Here is a 17,698-nt window from a genome sequence, read left to right as displayed (position 1 = left end):
ATGCGCGCCTGCAGCCTTGGATGGCGCCGTTTCCTCAGCGCACGATTTCCCGGCCCAGGCGCACCACGGTCACCCCGGGGCCGATGTGGCGCAGGGAAGGCATGACAAGGGTGCATTCGTCATAGGGCGTGACAATGCTGCGCCCGCCTTCGCGCGCGATGGCGGTGCCGGCGCGGGCAATGACTTCCATGCCGCGGTAGTCGTCGCTGAATTCCAATTCCATGCTTTCGGCCACCACCGGATCGGTGACCTGGATAAAGCGCTGCGCTTGTTCCGGGTCGGCTTGCAGCATATCGGCCACGGCCTGGCGGTCGACCACGCCGGTAGCCAGCAGGAAGCGCGCCGCCACGTCCAGCGCCACGCGCTCGCTGACTGCCGCGAAGTGCTGGCCGCATTCCACCAGCAAGGCGTTCTTGAGGCTGGCGGGATCGCCGAAGCCACCGTAATCGCGCATGCGTACGCCGTTGGCATGGCCTTTGTCGACCACCACGTGGCGTGGCGTTCCCAACTGCGCGGAAAATTCCATGCCCTTTTCCAGCGGGCCGCTCACGATCAGCGGAGGCGCGGCCTCATGCATCGAGTGCAAGTCCAGCATGAAATCGACGGTGTCGATGATGGGGCGCAGTTCGCGGGCACGGCGCAGTTCGGACGAGTCATCCGGGCCATCCAGGCGTTGGGCGCTCCAGACGCGATTCATGTCTTCGTCGATGTAGCGCGAGGAATCTGCATTATTCGGATCGAAGCGGGCATAGGCCGCGACATTGCCGAAACCCAGCGTGATCTTGCCGCGCAACGGTCGCAGGTTCTTGCGCAGCAGCTTGTCGACGGCAATGGCGCCGCTTACTTCATTACCATGCATGAGCGCCAATACCATCACATGCGGGCCGGCAACGCCGCTATCGATGCTATGTACGAAATCCACGCCGGTATTGCCGCAGCGCCAGGGTTCAATGTCAGGGAAGGCGACCTCAACCGGATAGTGGGGCAGGGTGGCTCGGATCTGTTCCAGTGTCTTCATCATTCGGCACTCAAAAATGGCAGCCGCCATGCGAGTCAAGCGCAGGGGCCAGGTTGCAAAATCGATGCGGAGAAGTATAGACAGGCGGGAAAATGCGGCGCGTGCCGATTGGGCACGGACTTGTGCCGTTTCGTCAGCGCAGCAGGGGATCAGGGCGCATGGCGCGCGCTCAGATGGTCCCAGATTGCACGTACCAGCGGGTGAACGCTGGTGCGCAATCGCAATAGCGAAATATCGAAGCGGATCCTCAGGTTCTCATCGCCAACCACCAACAGTCGCCGTTCGGTGATATCCCTGGCCACCAAGCGTTGCGGCAGCCAGGCCATCCCGGCGCCGCGTATCGCCATTTCCTGGATAGCCTCGTACGAGTCGGCCTGGTAAGCCATCTTGAGCGCCGGCTTATATTCCAGATCCGCCAAATGCTTGGCCAGGATGCCGCGCAGCGTGAGCGTTTGCGAAAACGCCAGCCAGGGAACCGGCGCGCCCTTGGGCTCAAGCGGCCATCGCGGCTTGCCGCGCTGGTCCGGCGCCGATACCGGCAGCAGCACTTCGTGGGCGATATTGAGCGATTCGTAGCGCTGGTGGTTGATCAGCATGCGAGTGACCGGGCTGGAATACGCGATCAGCATATCGGCCTCGCCGGCATCCAGCTTGAGGATGATGTCTTGCGTCCCGCCCGTAGCGATCGAGACCGGGAAGTCTCCGCAATACTGCCGGATTTCGTCATACCAGTCAGGGAAGAAGGTGCGCGACAGCGTGCGCCCGGTGGCGATGCGCAACAGTTTTTCCGGCTCTGACGGGGCTTCCTGCAGCTGGGCACGCGCCGCGTGCAGCACTTCCACCGCATTGTTGGCGGCATCCAGGAAAAGCTTTCCGGCGGCGGTCAGCGTCACCGGTTGCGAGCGCGTGACCAGATCGGCCCCGACCCATTGCTCCAGCGCCTTGATGCGGCGCCCGAAAGCCGGATGGGTAACGAAACGGTTTTCGGCGGCGCGCGAAAAACTGCGGCTACGCGCCAGTTCAATGAAGTCTTCCAGCCAGACGAGATGCACGATTGCTCCTTGCCGGAAGGGCGCTGGCGCGGTTCCGGCACTGATTGATTGCAATGGAAACTTGGCTGGTCCAGCCTTTGGCGGCGATATCCAGCATTGCTGCGGATGATGATTGTAACGATTCCGGTAACCCCAGTCACCGCCGTGCATTTGAGGCGGATTTGAGGCGGATTGCGTCCGAAGGGACGCCGCATGCAGCCATATAGTGTCCAAACAGGCGCCCAATGGCGCCGGTGGCGTAACCATAACGGCACCAGCCGTTGCCCAATCGGCACCAGAACGGCTTTTGTCGTCCATATACTTCGGGCCACTTACAAAACCACTGCGCCGCCAACGCAGGGCCGCACCCGTTCCCCGGGGCGGCGTACCGAGGACGGAGACCTTCATGACGACCCAGTATCACCAGCAATCCCAAGGCGCAAACCGCCAACAGGCCGTGGCCAAACGCAATCCATGGAAAGAAATCTGCGCGGCCAGCATCGGCAATGCGCTCGAATTCTATGACCTGCTGATCTACGGCTATTTTGCCGTGACCATCGGCAAGCTGTTTTTCCCGGCCGATAACGACACCACCTCGCTGCTGCTGAGCGTAGGCACCTTCGGCATTTCCTTCGTGATGCGCCCGCTGGGCGCGATCGTACTGGGCGCCTATACCGACCGCAGGGGACGCAAGGCGTCATTGACGATGTCGATCGCCATCATGATGGTGGGGACGGCCATGCTTGCATTTGCGCCGACCCATGCCCAGATCGGGCTGGCTTCGCCGCTGATCGTGATCGTGGCCCGCATGCTGCAAGGCTTTTCCACCGGCGGCGAGTTCGGCGCCGCCACAGCTTTCATGGCCGAACATGCCGATGCCAAGCGGCGCGGCTTCTTCGCCAGCTGGCAGTTGTCCACGCAAGGGCTGGCCACCGTGCTGGCAGCCGGCATGAGCGCGCTCCTGAGCGCCATGTTGACCGATGCGCAACTGGCCGATTGGGGATGGCGCGTGGCGTTTGGCGTGGGCTTGCTGGTCGGCCCGGTAGGCTTCTATATCCGCAGCCAGATCGAAGAAACGCCCGAGTTCGAACAGGCCAAGGCCGAAGCCAAGCCTACTGACGCCTCGCCGCTGAAGTCTGTTCTGGTGCATGAACGCCTGAATCTGTTGCTGGGCATCGGCGTGGTATCTGGCGCCACGGCCTTCAACTACGTGCATAAGCTTTACATGCCGACCTATGCGCTCAAGCAATTGCATATTCCTGCCACATCGTCGTTCCTGGGGGCGCTGGTGACGGGGCTGATCCTGATGTTCGCGGCGCCGGTGTTCGGTTCGCTGTCCGACCGCTTCGGCCGCTTCCGCGTGCTGACGGCATCGCTGGCATCGATCGGCCTGTCTACCTATCCGCTGTTCTGGGCGCTCAATACCTGGCCCACGGTGGAAATGCTGATGGCGGTACAGGCACTGGTAGGCTTGCTGATCGCGGCGTGCCTGGGACCGATTCCGGCCATGCTGTCGGACATTTTCCCGACCCGTACCCGCGGCACGGGGCTGGCGCTGTCGTATAACTTTTCCGTCACTATCTTCGGCGGTTTTTCCCCGCTGATCGTGACCTGGATGATCGCCGCTACCGGCAGCAATATGTCGCCCAGTTTTTATGTGATGGGAACGGCGTTGGTGAGCGTGATCGCCGTGGTATTCCTCGGTCGCCGGGCTGCCAGCGGTCGTGTCGGCTGAAACGCTTAGCGGAAGGTGAAGGGCTTGTATCGCTGAATGAGCGCTGACTTGAAATGGAAAAGCCGTCCGGAGTGAACCGGACGGCTTTTTTTATGGATCTGATTTGGCGCAATATTGGCACAATAAAGCTCTTGACTTGTTCTGGATAGCGACATCACTATGCCGTGACGCGTTAGTTCATTGCCCGTTTTGAGGCAAGAATTCATGGGGAGCGACAATGAGAATAAGCAAGCAATTCAAATTGGGGAAGACACAGGCCGAGTTAGACTTTATCGACATTGATATTGATAAAGATATTCCGCTATACATAGATCCTCATCTTATTGGCGTATCTGATCATCCGTTTTCTCATGATTGCCACGCGACCATATCAAGCTTTTTTAATTTTTTTCTGGAGTTGGTGCGTAGAGGTGAAGTTGATAGGGCGAGGGCTTTGTTTTCGCATTTGCATGAGCCCAATGAAACTTGCCTAGGGTCATCTAAGGGACGACCGAATGGTCGCGGTGTCGCGAATAAGCAAGCTGGAGATATCTTCAATAGTATTATGGAGAGTCGAGCTATCGAAACTGGCGTTTTGGAGCACCTAGAGGATTTTCGAATATTTGTACATGGGATTGGGCCAGATAAAGTCTCCGATATGACCACCAATATTATTCGATTGAATTTAATCGAATATACTCAAGAGCAATGTTTGTTGCACGATATCCCTTTGCAGAGCAATGTCGCAAGCGGCCCTTATTGGAATGAAATAAGTCGGCAGTGGGAACGATCACACCATGACATGCTAGTTATAAAAAACCGGCCTATTTTGCTGGTTCCAAAGTGGTTGGTTAGCTATGGTCTGGTTTATTCGTTTGATCGGTATTACAACCGATATCTGCTGAATTTTGTTAAGCAAGACCACTTAGTGAATAATGGTCCGTTCGTCCGCGATAAGACTCTTGCAAACGGGAAAAAGAAGGTGTGGGTTACGAAGGACGATATGCGTAAGCACGTCGCACCTCCTGAAAAGGATTTTGTTGCCGGTTATACCGAACAGCATAAAGATCTCTTTATTAACTTTCGAAAAGATGCGGGGAAATACGCTAAACCATTGGAAAGTCAGGAAATCGATGGCAGGTTGCTAGTGTCAGACATTGCCTTGCACCTGATTAAGACCCTTGAAAAAACACCTTCTGGTAATGAGCATGCATCTGCATATCACAAGTTGATCATCGGTATACTGGAGCTCCTTTTTTATCCAAGTTTGACCCGCCCTCGGAAAGAACAAGAAATTTATGAAGGAAGGAAGCGTATAGACATCGTGTTCGACAATGCAGCGTCTTCCGGTGAATTTTATCGGCTGCATGCGACAAGGAAAATTTCATCGTCATATGTGATGGTCGAGTGCAAAAACTATTCTAAGGATGTGGCTAATCCTGAACTGGATCAACTTGCAGGACGATTCTCGTTCAAACATTCGCAGTTTGGTTTTTTAGTATGTCGCGCTGTCTCTGATTACCGAACGCTGATTGCCCGTTGTCATGATCTATTCGCGGCAAAGCATGAGCTGATCCTTCCTTTACTGGATGAAGATGTCATAGGCATGTTGCAGAAAAAAGCTGTTAATCCTCTTAACCGTCCCGAGGAGGAATTTCTCGCAGATCGTATTAGAGAGGTTGTGTTTGCGGCGCCAGAAAAACAGCCCGTAGCCCAAAAAGGCCGTAAGAAAAAATAGCTGTGTGAAACAAAAAGAGCCCCGGAAATCCGGGGCTTAATATTTGGAAAGCAAGGCGCTTGTCAATGGAAAATCTTAAACAAGATGCCAATTAGCGGGCGCTGGTTTTATCGGATTCAGAGAGCGTTTGAGCATGCTCTGCGATGTTTCGGGCGGGTGCGGGCTTGGGAAACCAGCCGTCGCAATGGCCAAGCGTGTCTTCGGTTGTGTAAAGCCCATCTGGCGCAGTCGATCTTGGTATTCGTAGTGCTGTAACAGCGGGTATTAGGGTATCTCATAGCATCATTTCTCATTGTTATTCATAGGAAAGATGAGTGGTTAGAAGCTGATCTCAGTTCGTTTCAGCATCTAACACTCGCTTTTTCTTTGCTCATTAAATTCGCATAATTTGTATTATGTAAAATTAAATTCCTACTCAAAACCAAGAAAGCCGCCACCACTATGCTGTACCTGCTCATCGTCGCCGGCGCCGGGCGTATTCCTATTACCAACAGATCTTGTTGTATTTGATGCCTCTCCGGTCCAGCTCCGCCTCAATCTCATTCGACATGTCGCGCCAATCAGAAAATTCGCGTACGCCATAGATTTTTTCTTGGCCTTTCGGCAATTGATCATCTCTTTCGAGGCAATCAACGATCGATTTCTGCATTGCCTTCAGGCCGATGTCGCTCATCCCTTTAATATTTGCAAAGAACGTGCTCATGACTCCTCCAAGATTTAAATGTCCATCCGTCCCTTGATATCAGATAAACGGGACGCTACCCGACATTGGTTCAACCCACCACGAATTAGGTCTAGTCCCATATTCGCATCAACAAAGCCCCCCCTACACTAACTGCTCTATCTGGGCTGCAACAAAGCGTTCCGCTTTTCCGCATCCTTCTTTCCTCGAACCGCCTACTTATTTATTGCGTCCATCCAATGACCAGGACGCCTGATCGTCCTATGCCCATTGCAAAATACGTCTTCCGTTTCAGCCTGCTTTCGTTGGCTTTCGCCTTTACCGTTTTCCAGCACGCAGACGCCCAGAACATGAACGCCACCGCCACCGGCCAACTGGTCGCGGATGCAGCGGTCCATAGCCTGTCCAGCGGCATCCGCTACAAATACGGCGGCACCGATCCGGAAACCGGCCTCGACTGCAGCGCCTTCATCGGCATGCTGTTCCGCCAGGCCAGCAACCGCCAATTGCCGCGCACCGTGCACCAGATGAACCGACTCGGCAAGCGCATCCCGATCAAGGACATCCAAGCCGGCGACCTGGTGTTCTTCCGCAATAGCCGCGGCGCTGTGGCGCACGTGGGCGTCTATGTCGGCAACCGCCAATTCATCCACGCTTCCCGCAAATACGACGCCATCCACCGATCCGACCTGAATGCTTCCTACTGGCGCAAGCGCCTCTATGCGGCGCGCCGCATACCGCACCCCGCGCCGCTCATGACGCAACGGGCAAGCTTGCCGCACCTGGGATAAAACGATCTCCTACGCATGCATCCTCCTGCCCAATAGGTAAGGGGACCACACATTTCCTTGCGGCATTTCCCCCCCAAAAAAATCAGCTCAGGCTTGGCCAAGACCGATGCAGCGGGGCCACTAGAAAACAAGTTGAAATCTTGGTGCTCCTCATAGCAGCGACCACAAATAAGATCATTCGGATTACTTCCTGTACGCCGGCGCAGCGCACACCTATACTGAGCCGCGCAGGTGTTTCACACGTTCCATCCCGCTTCATCATCACAACAACCAGACGAGGAGCAACATGAGCGCATCTACCCTTATCCACCGCACGCTGCTGGCGGCACTGCTGCTGGCCTCGGCCGCCGCCATGGCGCAGACCGCCAACGTCGAACTCAAGGGCACCAACGAAGTGCCGGCCAACGCCTCCACCGCCAGCGGCACCGGCAGCATCAGCGTGGACGCCGACAAGGTCGTCAGCGGCAGCGTCACCACCACCGGCATCGAAGGTCGCGTGGCGCACATCCACACGGGCGCCGCCGGCGCCAACGGCCCGGTCATCGTGCCGCTGGCCAAGAACGGCGACAACGGCTGGAGCGTGCCGCCCGGCACCAAGCTCACCGACGAGCAATACGCCGCTTACCAGGCCGGCACGCTGTACGTCAACGTCCACAGCGCCGCGCACCCGGGCGGCGAGATCCGCGGGCAACTGCAGCCGAAGTAAGCGGCTCGGAACCATCCGAGCCGCAAGGAAAAAAAAGCCGTCACATTGTCGTGACGGCTTTTTCATTTGCGCAGAGGGATTACTGCATTTCTGCGATCAGTTTTGCCCATGGTTGAAAAGCGCATAAACACAGACGAAAACAGCGCAACGCGCACCCTTCGCCTGTTTTATGCTCGGAACCTACCTCCACCATTTCAGCCCTTCCCTTACCGACATGCCAGAACAGATCTCCGACCTCGCCATCATCGGCGGCGGCTTCGCCGGCGCGGTGACCGCCATCAAGCTGTTGCGCGCCGTCGCCGCCGAGGGCGGCCAGGCGCCGCTGGCCATCCGCATCATCGAGAGCCGCGCCGATGTCGGCCGCGGCATCGCCTACAGCACCGACAACGAAGAACATATCGTCAACGGCCCGGCGCAAATGTTCGGGCTCTACCCGGAAGAACCCTCGCACCTCGCCGACTGGCTGGCCGCCAACGCCGCGCGTCACGGATGGACGCCGCCGCCCGGCGTGAGCTTCCCCGACGCCTTTCCGCCGCGCCGGCTGTATGGCACCTACGTGCAGGAAGAGCTCAAGCAGGCATTGCGCGACGCCGGCCCTGCCGCCAGCCTGGAATTCATCCGCGGCCGCGCGCTCGATTTGCGCAGCGCCGACCACGGTTACGACGTCGTGCTGGAAGACGGCCGCCGGCTGGCGGCAAGCCGCGTGGTGCTGGCGCTGGGCCTGTTCCGCAACGCCGGCGAAAGTTTTCTCACGGCGGAGCAGCGCCAGGCATTGGGCGCCCGCTATATCGACGACATCTGGAGCGCGCAAGCCTGGCAAGGCGCGGACCGTGACCGCGACATCCTTATCGTAGGCTCCAGCCTGACCGCGTTGGACGCCGCCCTCAACGCCGAACGCGCCGGTTTCACCGGCAGTTTCCATGCGCTCTCGCGGCGCGGACTGCTGGTGCAGCCGCGTCGCCAGGTGGCGCCGTGGCCGCCGCTGTTCGATGGCCAGCGCCTGCCCGGCACGCTGCGCGAAGTGTTGCAGGCTACGCGCGCGGCCCGCCGCGCGTTGAATGCCGCCGGCGGCGACTGGCAGCAACTGCCGCCGGCGATCCGCCCGCACGTACCCGCGCTGTGGGACAAGGCGAACAACGCCGACCGCAAGCGCTTCCTGCGCCATATCCGTCCGTTCTGGGAAATTTCCTTGCACCGCGCCGGTCCCGAGTCGGGCAAGAAGCTCGATGGGATCATCGCGCAAGGCCGCCTGAACCGCTTGACCGGCCGCATCCGCGCGCTGCGTCCGGCCGGCGACAAGGTCGCGGTGGACTGGACGCAGCGCGGCCAGGATGCCGTGCGCACCTTGCTGGTGGACCGCGTGGCCAATGCCGCCGGCTATGAGTTCGATTGGCTGCGTATCGACGATCCGCTGGTGCGCAACCTGCTCTCGCGCAAGCTGGTGCGTCCGCATGCCACCGGCTTCGGCATTGATGCCGATCCGGCCACCGGTGCCGTGCTTGCCGACGGTCTCCGCCAGCCGGGCAGCCTGTTCGCGGTCGGTCATCCGCTGCGCGGCGCAGTGTGGGAATCCAACTCCATCGCCGAACAGGTCGCCGGCGCCGGCAATACCGCCCTGGCGCTGGCCGCCGCCCTGCAAACCGCCGACACCCTGTAAATCACGATGGCCGCCCTATTCTCTTCCCGCTCTTCTCTCCAACAGCTTGCGCCCGGCGCTATCCGATGAAGAACCTGCATGAACGGCCGGCGGGCATTTTCGCCGACGTGCGCTTTGTCCTGACCGACATGGATGAGACGCTCACCCACAAAGGCCGCCTCGGGGCCGCCACCTACCGGGCGCTGGAAGAACTGCAGCATGCCGGCATCCGCATCATCCCGGTCACCGCGGCGCCGGCCGGCTGGTGCGACCAGATGGCGCGCATGTGGCCGGTAGACGGGGTGATCGGCGAGAACGGCGGTTTTTTCTTCCGGCGCGAGGGGCTGCATGAGCTGGCCCGCAGTTTCTGGCACGGCGACTACGCCGGAACGGTAATGCAGCAGCTACGCGATAAGGCCGAAACCGTGCTGCGCCGGCTGCCCGGAACGCGGCTGGCTGACGACCAGCCGTTTCGCCTGGCCAGCATCGCTTTCGCCCGCGACGGCAACAGCCGGCAGGAGCGCGAAGTCGCCGATGCCCTGCGCGAACAGGGGCTGGACGTCGCCATCAACAATCTCTGGATATTGGGTTGGCTGGGCGGGTACGACAAGCTGGCCGCCGCGCGCAAGATGCTGGAAGAGGAATACGGCGTCGACGATGACGCCGCGGACGAGATCGTCGCTTACAGCGGCGATTCGTTGAACGACGGCCCCATGTTCGCCCGCTACCGGCACACCGCGGGCGTCTCCACGATCAGGGAATGCCTGGATGCGCTGCTGAAACCGCCGGCCTGGATCACTGACGGCCCGGGCGGCGCCGGCTTTGTGGAATTTGCCGAGGCCATCCTGGCCGACCGGCGTTAAGACTATCGATACGATGGCGGCAGGCATCGTCGCCTGCCTGCCACGGAATAATCGGACTAAAAGACAGCGCCAATCAAGCGATGGCCCGCTCCTCGCCGGAACGCGCGTCCTGCGCGGCGGTGCGGTTGTGCCTGATCTCGGCGCGGATGGTCTGCGGATTCTTCAGCAGGTTGAGGATGGGGCAGCTTGCCTCCACCGCCTCGAACAAGGCCTGCACATCCGCATCGGATGCCGGCGAATCCAGGTGCACCACATAGCCGATGTCATGCGGCCAGATCGGGATGCCTTCGTGGCCGGGGCGGCCGCCGCGCGGGTCGATCTTGCCGCTGACTTCCACTTCCAGCGAATCGATCGGCACCTGGCGGTGCGCGGCCTGGATCAGGAAGATATGGGTCACGCAGGAGCCCAGCACGCCCAACTGCAGTTCCGGCGAGCTGGGGCCCAGGTTGTAGCCGGCGAAATCCGGCGGGCTGTCGCTGATCACCTGGTGGTCGCGGATGCGGATGCGCCGCACGCCGCTGCGGCCCTCTGCCGACACGCGCGCCGACAAGGCATTGGGGCCGGCGTTGCCGGCCTCGATCAGGGCTTCGCGTGCCAGCACGGCACTGCGTTTTTCGTTCAGGTAGTGGTTCAGTGTCGTCATGGCGCTCTCGTCTTGTTGGTGGATGGTTTCTGCCTGGCGTTCAGGAGAACGCACAGTTTCCCGCCGCGCCGATGCCGCCAGCAACGAAGCAATGCGCATATCGACATGCGCGAAAAGACGCATATGAATGTGCGTTCTTATTCCTTTACCCGCCTCCGTGCCTGTTCCATATTTCGGCAAATGCGGCAATTTGCCGCACCTGTTTCCTTTCATCCTTTCCGTTTCCCAATCAACCAGTGGAGCCACGAACACATGAAAAAAGATCTCCTCCTGCCTGAACACAAGCACCCTTCCTCCTGGTCGCGCCGTAATGTGCTGCGCGCCGGGGGCGCCGCCGCGCTGGCCGGGATCGGGGGATCCCTGGCCGCCGGCAGCGCCTGGTCGGCCGGCGCGCCCCAGAAGCTGACCTTCGCCTGGAGCTCCGTGGCGTTCTGCCTCTCGCCGGTGGTGGTGGCCCAGGAGAAAGGCATTTTCGAGAAGAACGGCCTGCAGGTCGAACTGCTCAACTGGGGCGGCTCCACCGACCAGTTGCTCGAAGCGCTCGCCACTGGCAAGGCCGATGTCGGCGTGGGCCTGATCCATCGCTGGCTCAAGCCGCTGGAATCCGGCTTCGACGTCAAGGTGATCGGCGCCGCGCACGGCGGCTGCCTGCGCATGGTGGGCGTGAAGAACGCCGGCGTGACCGACTGGAAGCAGCTCAAGGGCAAGACCATCGGCGTCTCCGACCTGAACAGCCCGGCCAAGAACTTCTTCGCCATCCACCTGGCCAAGCGCGGCGTGAACATCGACAAGGACGTGGAGTGGCGCGTCTATCCGGCCGACCTGCTGGACGTGGCGGCGAAAAAGGGCGAGATCCAGGCCATCGCCGACGGCGATCCCAATGTCTACCTCATCGAGAAGCGCAACCAGGGCGTGTTCACCGAGATCGGCAACAGCGGCACCGGCGAGTACAAGGACAAGATCTGCTGCATCACGGGCGCGCGCGGCGAGTTCGTGCGCAACAACAAGCCGGCCGCGGCGGCCGTGGTCCGCTCCATCGTCCAGGCGTCGGAATATGTGGCCGAGAACCCCAACGAAGCGGCCAAGCTGTACGCCAAGTACTCCCCCAAGGTACCGGTGGAAGACCTGCGCGCGCTGCTGACCGACCTGACCTACCACAACCACCCGACCGGCGGCGCGCTGCGCTCGGAAGTCGAATATTTCGCGCGCGACTTCCATACCGCCGGCGTGCTGAAGAAAAGCACCGATCCCGCGCGCTTCGCCAGCCACGTGACGGTGGACGTGCTGGCCTAAGCCTGGCTTAGCCTCACATCACCCGGCGCAACAAGGAGAACGATATGACGACGACATCCGAGAGCCTGCCGCGCCCGGCATGGCAGGCAAGCTCGCCGGCCGCAGTGCGCGGCGCCCCGTGGCATACCGGCCTGCTGGCGGCAGCGATATGGCTGGCGCTGGGCGTGCTGGTGCTGAAGTGGCCCAACAAGGAAGTCGGCTTCAGCGATTGGGCCTACACCGACGAGTTCGGCTACGCCGCGCTCGCGGTGGCCGCGCTGCTGGCCGTCCTGTCGCTGGGCGGGCGCTTCACCGAGCGCATCGCCGACCAGTTGCGACCAGCCGGCCTCTGGCTGGTCGTGCTGCCGCTGCTGGCGGGGATATGGGAAGTACTGACCGCCAAGCTCGGCATCCTGCCCACGCCCTTCTTCGCGCCTCCGCAAAGCCTGATCGAGGTCTATGCCGAGGACTGGCCGCGCCTGGGCCTGTCCACCGCGCACTCGCTGCGCCTGCTCGCGCATGGCTTCGCCAGCGGCGCGGCCGTGGGTTTCCTGGTCGGGGTATGGATAGGATGGTCGCGCATCGCCGGTTACTGGGTGCATCCGGTGCTGCGTTTCCTGGGGCCGGTGCCGGCCTCGGCGTTGCTACCGCTGGCATTTTTCTTCGCGCCGTCCAGTTATGCCGCCGCGGTGTTCCTGATCGGGCTGGCGACGTTCTTCCCGGTCGCCGTGCTGACCTGGTCGGGCGTGGCCGCGGTGAACAAGAGCTACTACGACGTGGCGCGCACGCTGGGCGCCTCCGAATCCTTCCTGGTATTGCGGGTGGCGGTGCCGGCGGCGTTGCCGCAGGTGTTCGTCGGCCTCTTCATGGGGCTGGGCGCGGCGTTCTCGGTGCTGGTCACGGCCGAGATGATGGGCGTGAAGGCCGGCCTGGGCTGGTACCTGCAATGGTCCCAGGGCTGGGCCGCCTACAGCAACATGTATGCGGCGCTGATCGTGATGGCGGTGCTGTGCTCCGGCCTGATCACGCTGTTGTTCAAGGTACGCGACCGCGCGCTGTCGTGGCAGAAGGGAACCGTCAAATGGTAAGCGCCGTGCAATCTCCGCAAGCTTCGCAAGCCTCCATCGCGCCGGCGCAAACGCCAACCGGCGCGCGCATCGACGTGCGCCAGGTAAGCCACTGGTTCAGGCTGCAGGACAAGAAACAAGGCGTGCTGCAGGTGCTGGACGACATTTCGCTGACGGTGGAGCCGGGCGAGTTCGTCGCCCTGCTCGGCCCCAGCGGCTGCGGCAAGTCCACGCTGCTGCGGCTGGTGGCGGGACTGGAACCGGCCACGGCCGGCAGCATCGAGCAGGACGGCAAGCCGATCGCCAGGCCCGATCCCTCGCGCATCGTGGTGTTCCAGGATCCGACGCTCTACCCGTGGCGCCGCGTGTGGGACAACGTCGCCCTGGGATTGCAGGCGCGTGGCCTGCTGAAGCAACACCGGCAGCGGGTGGACGATGCGCTGGAACTGGTCGGCCTGGAGGAGTTCGCGCAAGCCTTCCCGCATCAGCTTTCCGGCGGCATGGCGCAGCGCGTGGCGTTGGCGCGCGCCTTGGTCAACGATCCGCAACTGCTGGTGCTGGACGAGCCGCTGGGCAAGCTGGACTCGCTCACGCGCCTGACGATGCAAAGCGAACTGGTGGCGCTGTGGCAACGCCGGCAATTCTCGGCCCTGCTGGTTACGCACGATATCGAAGAAGCGCTGTTCCTGGCGCAACGGGTGATCGTGTTCGGCCAGCGTCCCGCCGCGATCCGCGCCGAAATCAAGGTCGACCTGCCCTACCCGCGCCACCGCGGCGATGCGCGCCTGGCGCAGTTGCGGCATGAAGCGGCGCGCCACCTGGGGTTGGACGAGAGCTGGTAGTGCCCGATATCGGCATCGACTGGGACGCCTGCATCGACCTGATGCTGCGCGCCATGCAGCTGTTCCAGCAAGCGCTCTTGCAGTTGTTGTCCATCCTGCGCATCGCCGCCGATGTCGACGGCCAGCCTGCCTGGCCGTTCGCCTTGCGGCTGTCCGGCGAGGTCATGCTGGTCGACCATGGCGTGGCGCGCGCGTTGCTGGCGGCGCTCGGCTGTACCGCCGCGGCCCTGCTGCTGGCGCTGGTGGCCATGCTCTGGAAACGGATGCGCGTGCCGCTGCTGGCATCGGCGGCGCTGCTGGCGCTGTTCACGCCTTGGCCGCAGGCCGGCCTAATCACCACGTCGGCAACTCCGACCACCTTCCACAACTCCCCCACCGGCTTCTCTGCCGAAGCCATCGTGCGCGGCGAAAGGCTGTATCGCCAGCAGTGCATCGGCTGCCACGGCGCCGACGGTAAAGGGAACACGCCGCTGGCGCTGTCGCTGCCGGTAGCGCCGCCCAACCTGTCCAGCGGCCTGCTGTGGCGGCGCTTCGACGGCGACATCTACTGGAGCCTGCGCCACGGCAAAGGAAGCATGCCCGCGTTCGGGGAGCGGATCGGTATTGCCGACAACTGGGCGCTGATCGACTACATGAAGGCCAACGCCGCCGGCGTGGGCATCGCCGATACCGGCGCGTGGCCGCGGCCGGTGGCGCTGCCGGACCTGGCGCTGGCCTGCCGCCGCAGCGGCGCCACGCGCACCGGCCGGTGGCGCGGGCAGCGCGTCAGGCTGGTGGTGGGATCGGGCGGAACGGGAAACGGTGAAGATGCCCGCAATGAAGATCCTCGCCTGCAAAGCGTGCTGCTGGGAGGCGCCACGGGCAATGCGGTCGGCGCCATCGACTGCGTCGGCGCGGATGCCGACGGCCTGCGCGCGATCGCCATCATCACCGGCACGCCGCCGGCAAAACTGGCCGGCGCCGAACTGCTGGCCGACCGCGACGGCTGGCTGCGCGCCCGCAGCAGCGGCGGCGCCTGGTCGCAAAGCGACATGCTATGCCGCTCGCCGCTCGCCGTTGGACTCGGGGCTGCCGGCGCAAAGCGGGAAGGAATCGACCAGCTGATCGCCGCCATGGACGCCGACCCGGTGCATTTCGTCAAGGGTGGGTTCGTGCATTGACGACACCGTCCTTCTGCCACATCACGCGCAAAGCTTGGAAATTTGCGCATATCGAAGAGCGAAATTGTTCGTTGCCTGTCGACAGTGGGTGGACTTACCGTGCCAATTCATTCCCGGTCCATTGCGGACTGTTTCCGGCATGCTGTTTCGGTGTCTTTTTACGCGTCCATTCCCATGACCTCCACCCTGCTTTCCGCCATTCCCCGTGAGCTCGACGTCGGCACTCGCCGTTCCGCCGCCATCGCCCAGTTCATCTCCACCGCCCGTCAACTGATTGGCGATCCGTCGCAGGCCAGTCGCGAGGATCTGGAAGCGGTGGCGCGCCATCTCGAAACCCTCGGCCGCCAGGCTACGCTGTTTCCGGAAGAGGATTTCCCGGTCGACCAGGAGCATCCGGCAGTGGTCTACCGCCTCAGCGAAGAGGCCGACGGCGGCTTTGCGCTGTACCTGTCGGCCGCACTGCCGGGCAAGTCGGTCCTGCCGCACGACCATACGACCTGGGCCATCATCAGCGGCGTGCAAGGCGTGGAGCGCAATGTCTTCTATCGCCGGGACAAGACCGCCGATCCCGCGCGCGACGCGCTCACGCCGGAACGTACGGTCGATGTGGGTCTTGGCAATTCTGTCATCCTCGGCCCCGACGATGTCCATACCATCGAATTGCAGGGCCACCAGACCGGCCTGCATCTGCACTTCTACGGCCGCGGTCTCGACCATATGCCGGCGCGCGTCGTGTTTGAAAGCCGTGCTGGCGGCAGCTATCGCACCTTCGGCCCGCCGGCCGGGATCCGCCACGCCCGCATTACCCCGCAAGACCTCAAGGCCGCGTTGGCGGACGGCCAGGAGATTGCCCTGCTGGATGTGCGAGATGCCGGCGTCTATGCGCGCAGCCATCTGCTGTTCGCTGTCTCGGCACCGCGCTGGCGCCTGCCGCTGGACATCGACCGCCTGGTTCCCCGCCGCAATACCCGCATCGTGGTCATCGATGGCGATGAGAGCCAGGCCCATGACGGCGCGCACCAGTTGATCCGTCTCGGCTGGACCAACGTGTCGGTGCTGGCCGGCGGCACTGAAGCCTGGGCCGCGGCCGGACTGGAAGTATTCAGTGGCACCAACGTACCCAGCAAGGCCTTCGGTGAAGTCATCGAACATGAGAAACAGACGCCCTGGATCACCTCGGAGGAGTTGGAACGCCTGGTGCGTCAAGGCGACAACATCGCCGTCGTCGACAGCCGCACTCCCGAGGAATTTGCCGCCTTCAGCCTGCCGTTTGCGCACAGCGTCCCGGGCGCCGAGCTGGTCTACCGCATTGCTGAAATCGCACCCGATCCGGAAACCCTGGTGGTGGTCAACTGCGCCGGCCGTACCCGCAGTATCGTCGGCGCGCAAACGCTCATCGATGCCGGCATTCCCAACCGCGTGGTCTCGTTGCGCAACGGCACCATGGATTGGCTGTTGACCGGCCGCACACTGGCCCACGGCCGCCAGACGCCGCTACCGGAGCCGTCGGCAGGCCATCTGGCCGGCGCCCGCGCGCAAGCCGACGCGGTGGCGCACCGCGCCGGGGTGCGTCGTATCGATGCGGCCACGCTGCAGCGCTGGCAGGAGTCGGCACGACAGCAGCAACGTACCCTCTATCTGTTCGATATCCGTACCCGCGCCGAATACGAAGCCGGGCATCTGGAAGGCTGGCGCTGGGCGCCCGGCGGACAGCTGGTGCAAGCCACCGACGAATATGCCGCTACCCGCGGTGCGCGCATCGTCCTGGCCGACTGGGACGGCGTGCGCGCGCTGACGACCGGCGCATGGCTGGCGCAACTGGGCTGGGATGTCTCGGTTCATGCTCCGGCCACCCATGGCCCCGGCGCCGCTCGCGTGACGGGGCCGGAACCGGTGCGCGTACTGGTGCCTGACAGCCCCGCTCCACTGATCGCACCGGCCCAGGCCGCGGCCTTGCAGCAATCCGGAGCCGCCGTACTGATCGACATCGATAGCCGCGCCGCCTATGAAAAACGGCATCCTGCCGGCGCGCGCTTCGTCGCGCCTGGCCGTTTGAGTGAATTCATCCCCACCTTGCCGGCGCAGGCCTCGGTGGTGCTGATTTCAGCCGATGGCATCCTGGCCCACAGCGTGGCCTCGGGGCTGTTGCGCAGCGCCAAGCCAGCGCAGCCGCTGCTGGCCTTGCGCGGAGGCACGCGCGGGTGGATTGCTGCTGAATTGCCTACCGACAGTGGCGGCGATGGCGTGGTCACGGGCGACGATGACCAGAGCTACAGCCCCTATCTGCAGAAGGATCTGGCGCTGCGCAATGCCGGTTTCGTGGAATACCTGGAGTGGGAGCTGGGGCTGGTGGCCCAGTTGGAGCGCGAGGGGCATACAGGCATTGCGCTGATCGATTGATGGCCTCGCTGGTCGGCATCGCCTCCGGCATGGATTGACCAGCCGGGGTGCGATGCACATGCAATCAGATCCGGCACAAAGCGCATTAGCAAACGCAAAAAGCTTCGTTGTCCCTTGCTGCCGGACCAGTGCATG

The 17,698-nt window shown here is 62.2% G+C and carries 15 protein-coding genes; 11 read left to right on the top strand and 4 right to left on the bottom strand.

Translation table 11 applies throughout. The features are described from left to right. Positions 1–34 precede the first annotated feature (34 nt). Positions 35–1,018 carry a M14 family metallopeptidase gene (locus J7548_RS02920; protein ID WP_290971586.1) on the bottom strand — a complete coding sequence of 328 codons (984 nt, stop codon included), beginning with the start codon at positions 1,016–1,018 and terminating at the stop codon, positions 35–37. A 149-nt stretch (positions 1,019–1,167) separates the two neighbouring features. Next, a complete protein-coding gene (locus J7548_RS02915; RefSeq protein ID WP_290970079.1) occupies positions 1,168–2,070 on the bottom strand; it encodes a LysR family transcriptional regulator in 903 nt (300 codons plus the stop codon). A gap of 385 nt (positions 2,071–2,455) precedes the next feature. On the opposite strand from J7548_RS02915, the gene J7548_RS02910 reads away from it, so the two are divergent. Both J7548_RS02910 and J7548_RS02905 read left to right on the top strand, forming a co-directional pair. Next, on the top strand, positions 2,456–3,784 hold the full coding sequence (locus J7548_RS02910; protein WP_290970077.1) for an MFS transporter: 1,329 nt from the start codon (positions 2,456–2,458) through the stop codon (positions 3,782–3,784). Positions 3,785–4,001: 217 nt separating this feature from the next. After that, positions 4,002–5,501 carry a hypothetical protein gene (locus J7548_RS02905; RefSeq protein WP_290970074.1) on the top strand — a complete coding sequence of 500 codons (1,500 nt, stop codon included), beginning with the start codon at positions 4,002–4,004 and terminating at the stop codon, positions 5,499–5,501. Positions 5,502–5,985: 484 nt separating this feature from the next. Here J7548_RS02905 and J7548_RS02900 read toward each other — a convergent pair whose 3' ends face one another. Continuing rightward, positions 5,986–6,204 (bottom strand): hypothetical protein, encoded by a 219-nt coding sequence (locus tag J7548_RS02900; RefSeq protein WP_290970071.1) that lies wholly within the window; start codon positions 6,202–6,204, stop codon positions 5,986–5,988. Between the two features lie 242 nt (positions 6,205–6,446). On the opposite strand from J7548_RS02900, the gene J7548_RS02895 reads away from it, so the two are divergent. The 4 genes from J7548_RS02895 (at position 6,447) to J7548_RS02880 (ending at position 10,179) form a co-directional block, all read left to right on the top strand. Beyond that, a complete protein-coding gene (locus J7548_RS02895) occupies positions 6,447–6,974 on the top strand; it encodes a C40 family peptidase (RefSeq protein WP_290970069.1) in 528 nt (175 codons plus the stop codon). Between the two features lie 286 nt (positions 6,975–7,260). Further along, positions 7,261–7,680: a CHRD domain-containing protein gene (locus tag J7548_RS02890; RefSeq protein WP_290970067.1), complete on the top strand. Its 420-nt coding sequence runs from the start codon at positions 7,261–7,263 to the stop codon at positions 7,678–7,680. Between the two features lie 214 nt (positions 7,681–7,894). Beyond that, the gene (locus tag J7548_RS02885) at positions 7,895–9,337 is read left to right on the top strand and encodes an FAD/NAD(P)-binding protein (RefSeq protein ID WP_290970065.1); all 1,443 of its coding nucleotides are present in this window, start codon (positions 7,895–7,897) and stop codon (positions 9,335–9,337) included. Between the two features lie 65 nt (positions 9,338–9,402). Next, a complete protein-coding gene (locus J7548_RS02880) occupies positions 9,403–10,179 on the top strand; it encodes an HAD-IIB family hydrolase (RefSeq protein WP_290970062.1) in 777 nt (258 codons plus the stop codon). A gap of 73 nt (positions 10,180–10,252) precedes the next feature. Here the strand turns inward: J7548_RS02880 and J7548_RS02875 are convergent, their stop codons facing one another. Then, positions 10,253–10,822 (bottom strand): OsmC family protein, encoded by a 570-nt coding sequence (locus J7548_RS02875; RefSeq protein WP_290970060.1) that lies wholly within the window; start codon positions 10,820–10,822, stop codon positions 10,253–10,255. 252 nt (positions 10,823–11,074) lie between these two features. Here J7548_RS02875 and J7548_RS02870 point away from each other — a divergent pair, with 252 nt between their 5' ends. The 5 genes from J7548_RS02870 to J7548_RS02850 all read left to right on the top strand — a co-directional run bounded on the left by J7548_RS02870 (position 11,075) and on the right by J7548_RS02850 (position 17,563). Further along, positions 11,075–12,115 (top strand): ABC transporter substrate-binding protein, encoded by a 1,041-nt coding sequence (locus J7548_RS02870; protein WP_290970057.1) that lies wholly within the window; start codon positions 11,075–11,077, stop codon positions 12,113–12,115. Between the two features lie 44 nt (positions 12,116–12,159). Beyond that, positions 12,160–13,182 carry an ABC transporter permease subunit gene (locus tag J7548_RS02865; RefSeq protein WP_290970056.1) on the top strand — a complete coding sequence of 341 codons (1,023 nt, stop codon included), beginning with the start codon at positions 12,160–12,162 and terminating at the stop codon, positions 13,180–13,182. After that, positions 13,176–14,003: an ABC transporter ATP-binding protein gene (locus J7548_RS02860; RefSeq protein WP_290970054.1), complete on the top strand. Its 828-nt coding sequence runs from the start codon at positions 13,176–13,178 to the stop codon at positions 14,001–14,003. The genes J7548_RS02865 and J7548_RS02860 overlap by 7 nt, the downstream gene beginning before the upstream one ends. Further along, positions 14,003–15,163, top strand: coding sequence for a cytochrome c (locus tag J7548_RS02855; RefSeq protein WP_290970052.1), 1,161 nt, complete (start codon positions 14,003–14,005; stop codon positions 15,161–15,163). Before J7548_RS02860 ends, J7548_RS02855 begins: the two co-directional genes overlap by 1 nt. Before the next feature lie 174 nt (positions 15,164–15,337). Next, positions 15,338–17,563, top strand: a complete 2,226-nt coding sequence (locus tag J7548_RS02850) for a rhodanese-like domain-containing protein (protein ID WP_290970050.1) — start codon at positions 15,338–15,340, stop codon at positions 17,561–17,563. The last annotated feature ends 135 nt before the right edge of the window (positions 17,564–17,698 follow it).

The organism is Herbaspirillum sp., assembly GCF_017744395.1.
Classification (GTDB): Bacteria; Pseudomonadota; Gammaproteobacteria; order Burkholderiales; family Burkholderiaceae_D; genus Herbaspirillum.
Note: the sequence above shows the minus strand (reverse complement) of the source record. Positions and strands in the feature narration are given on the sequence as shown.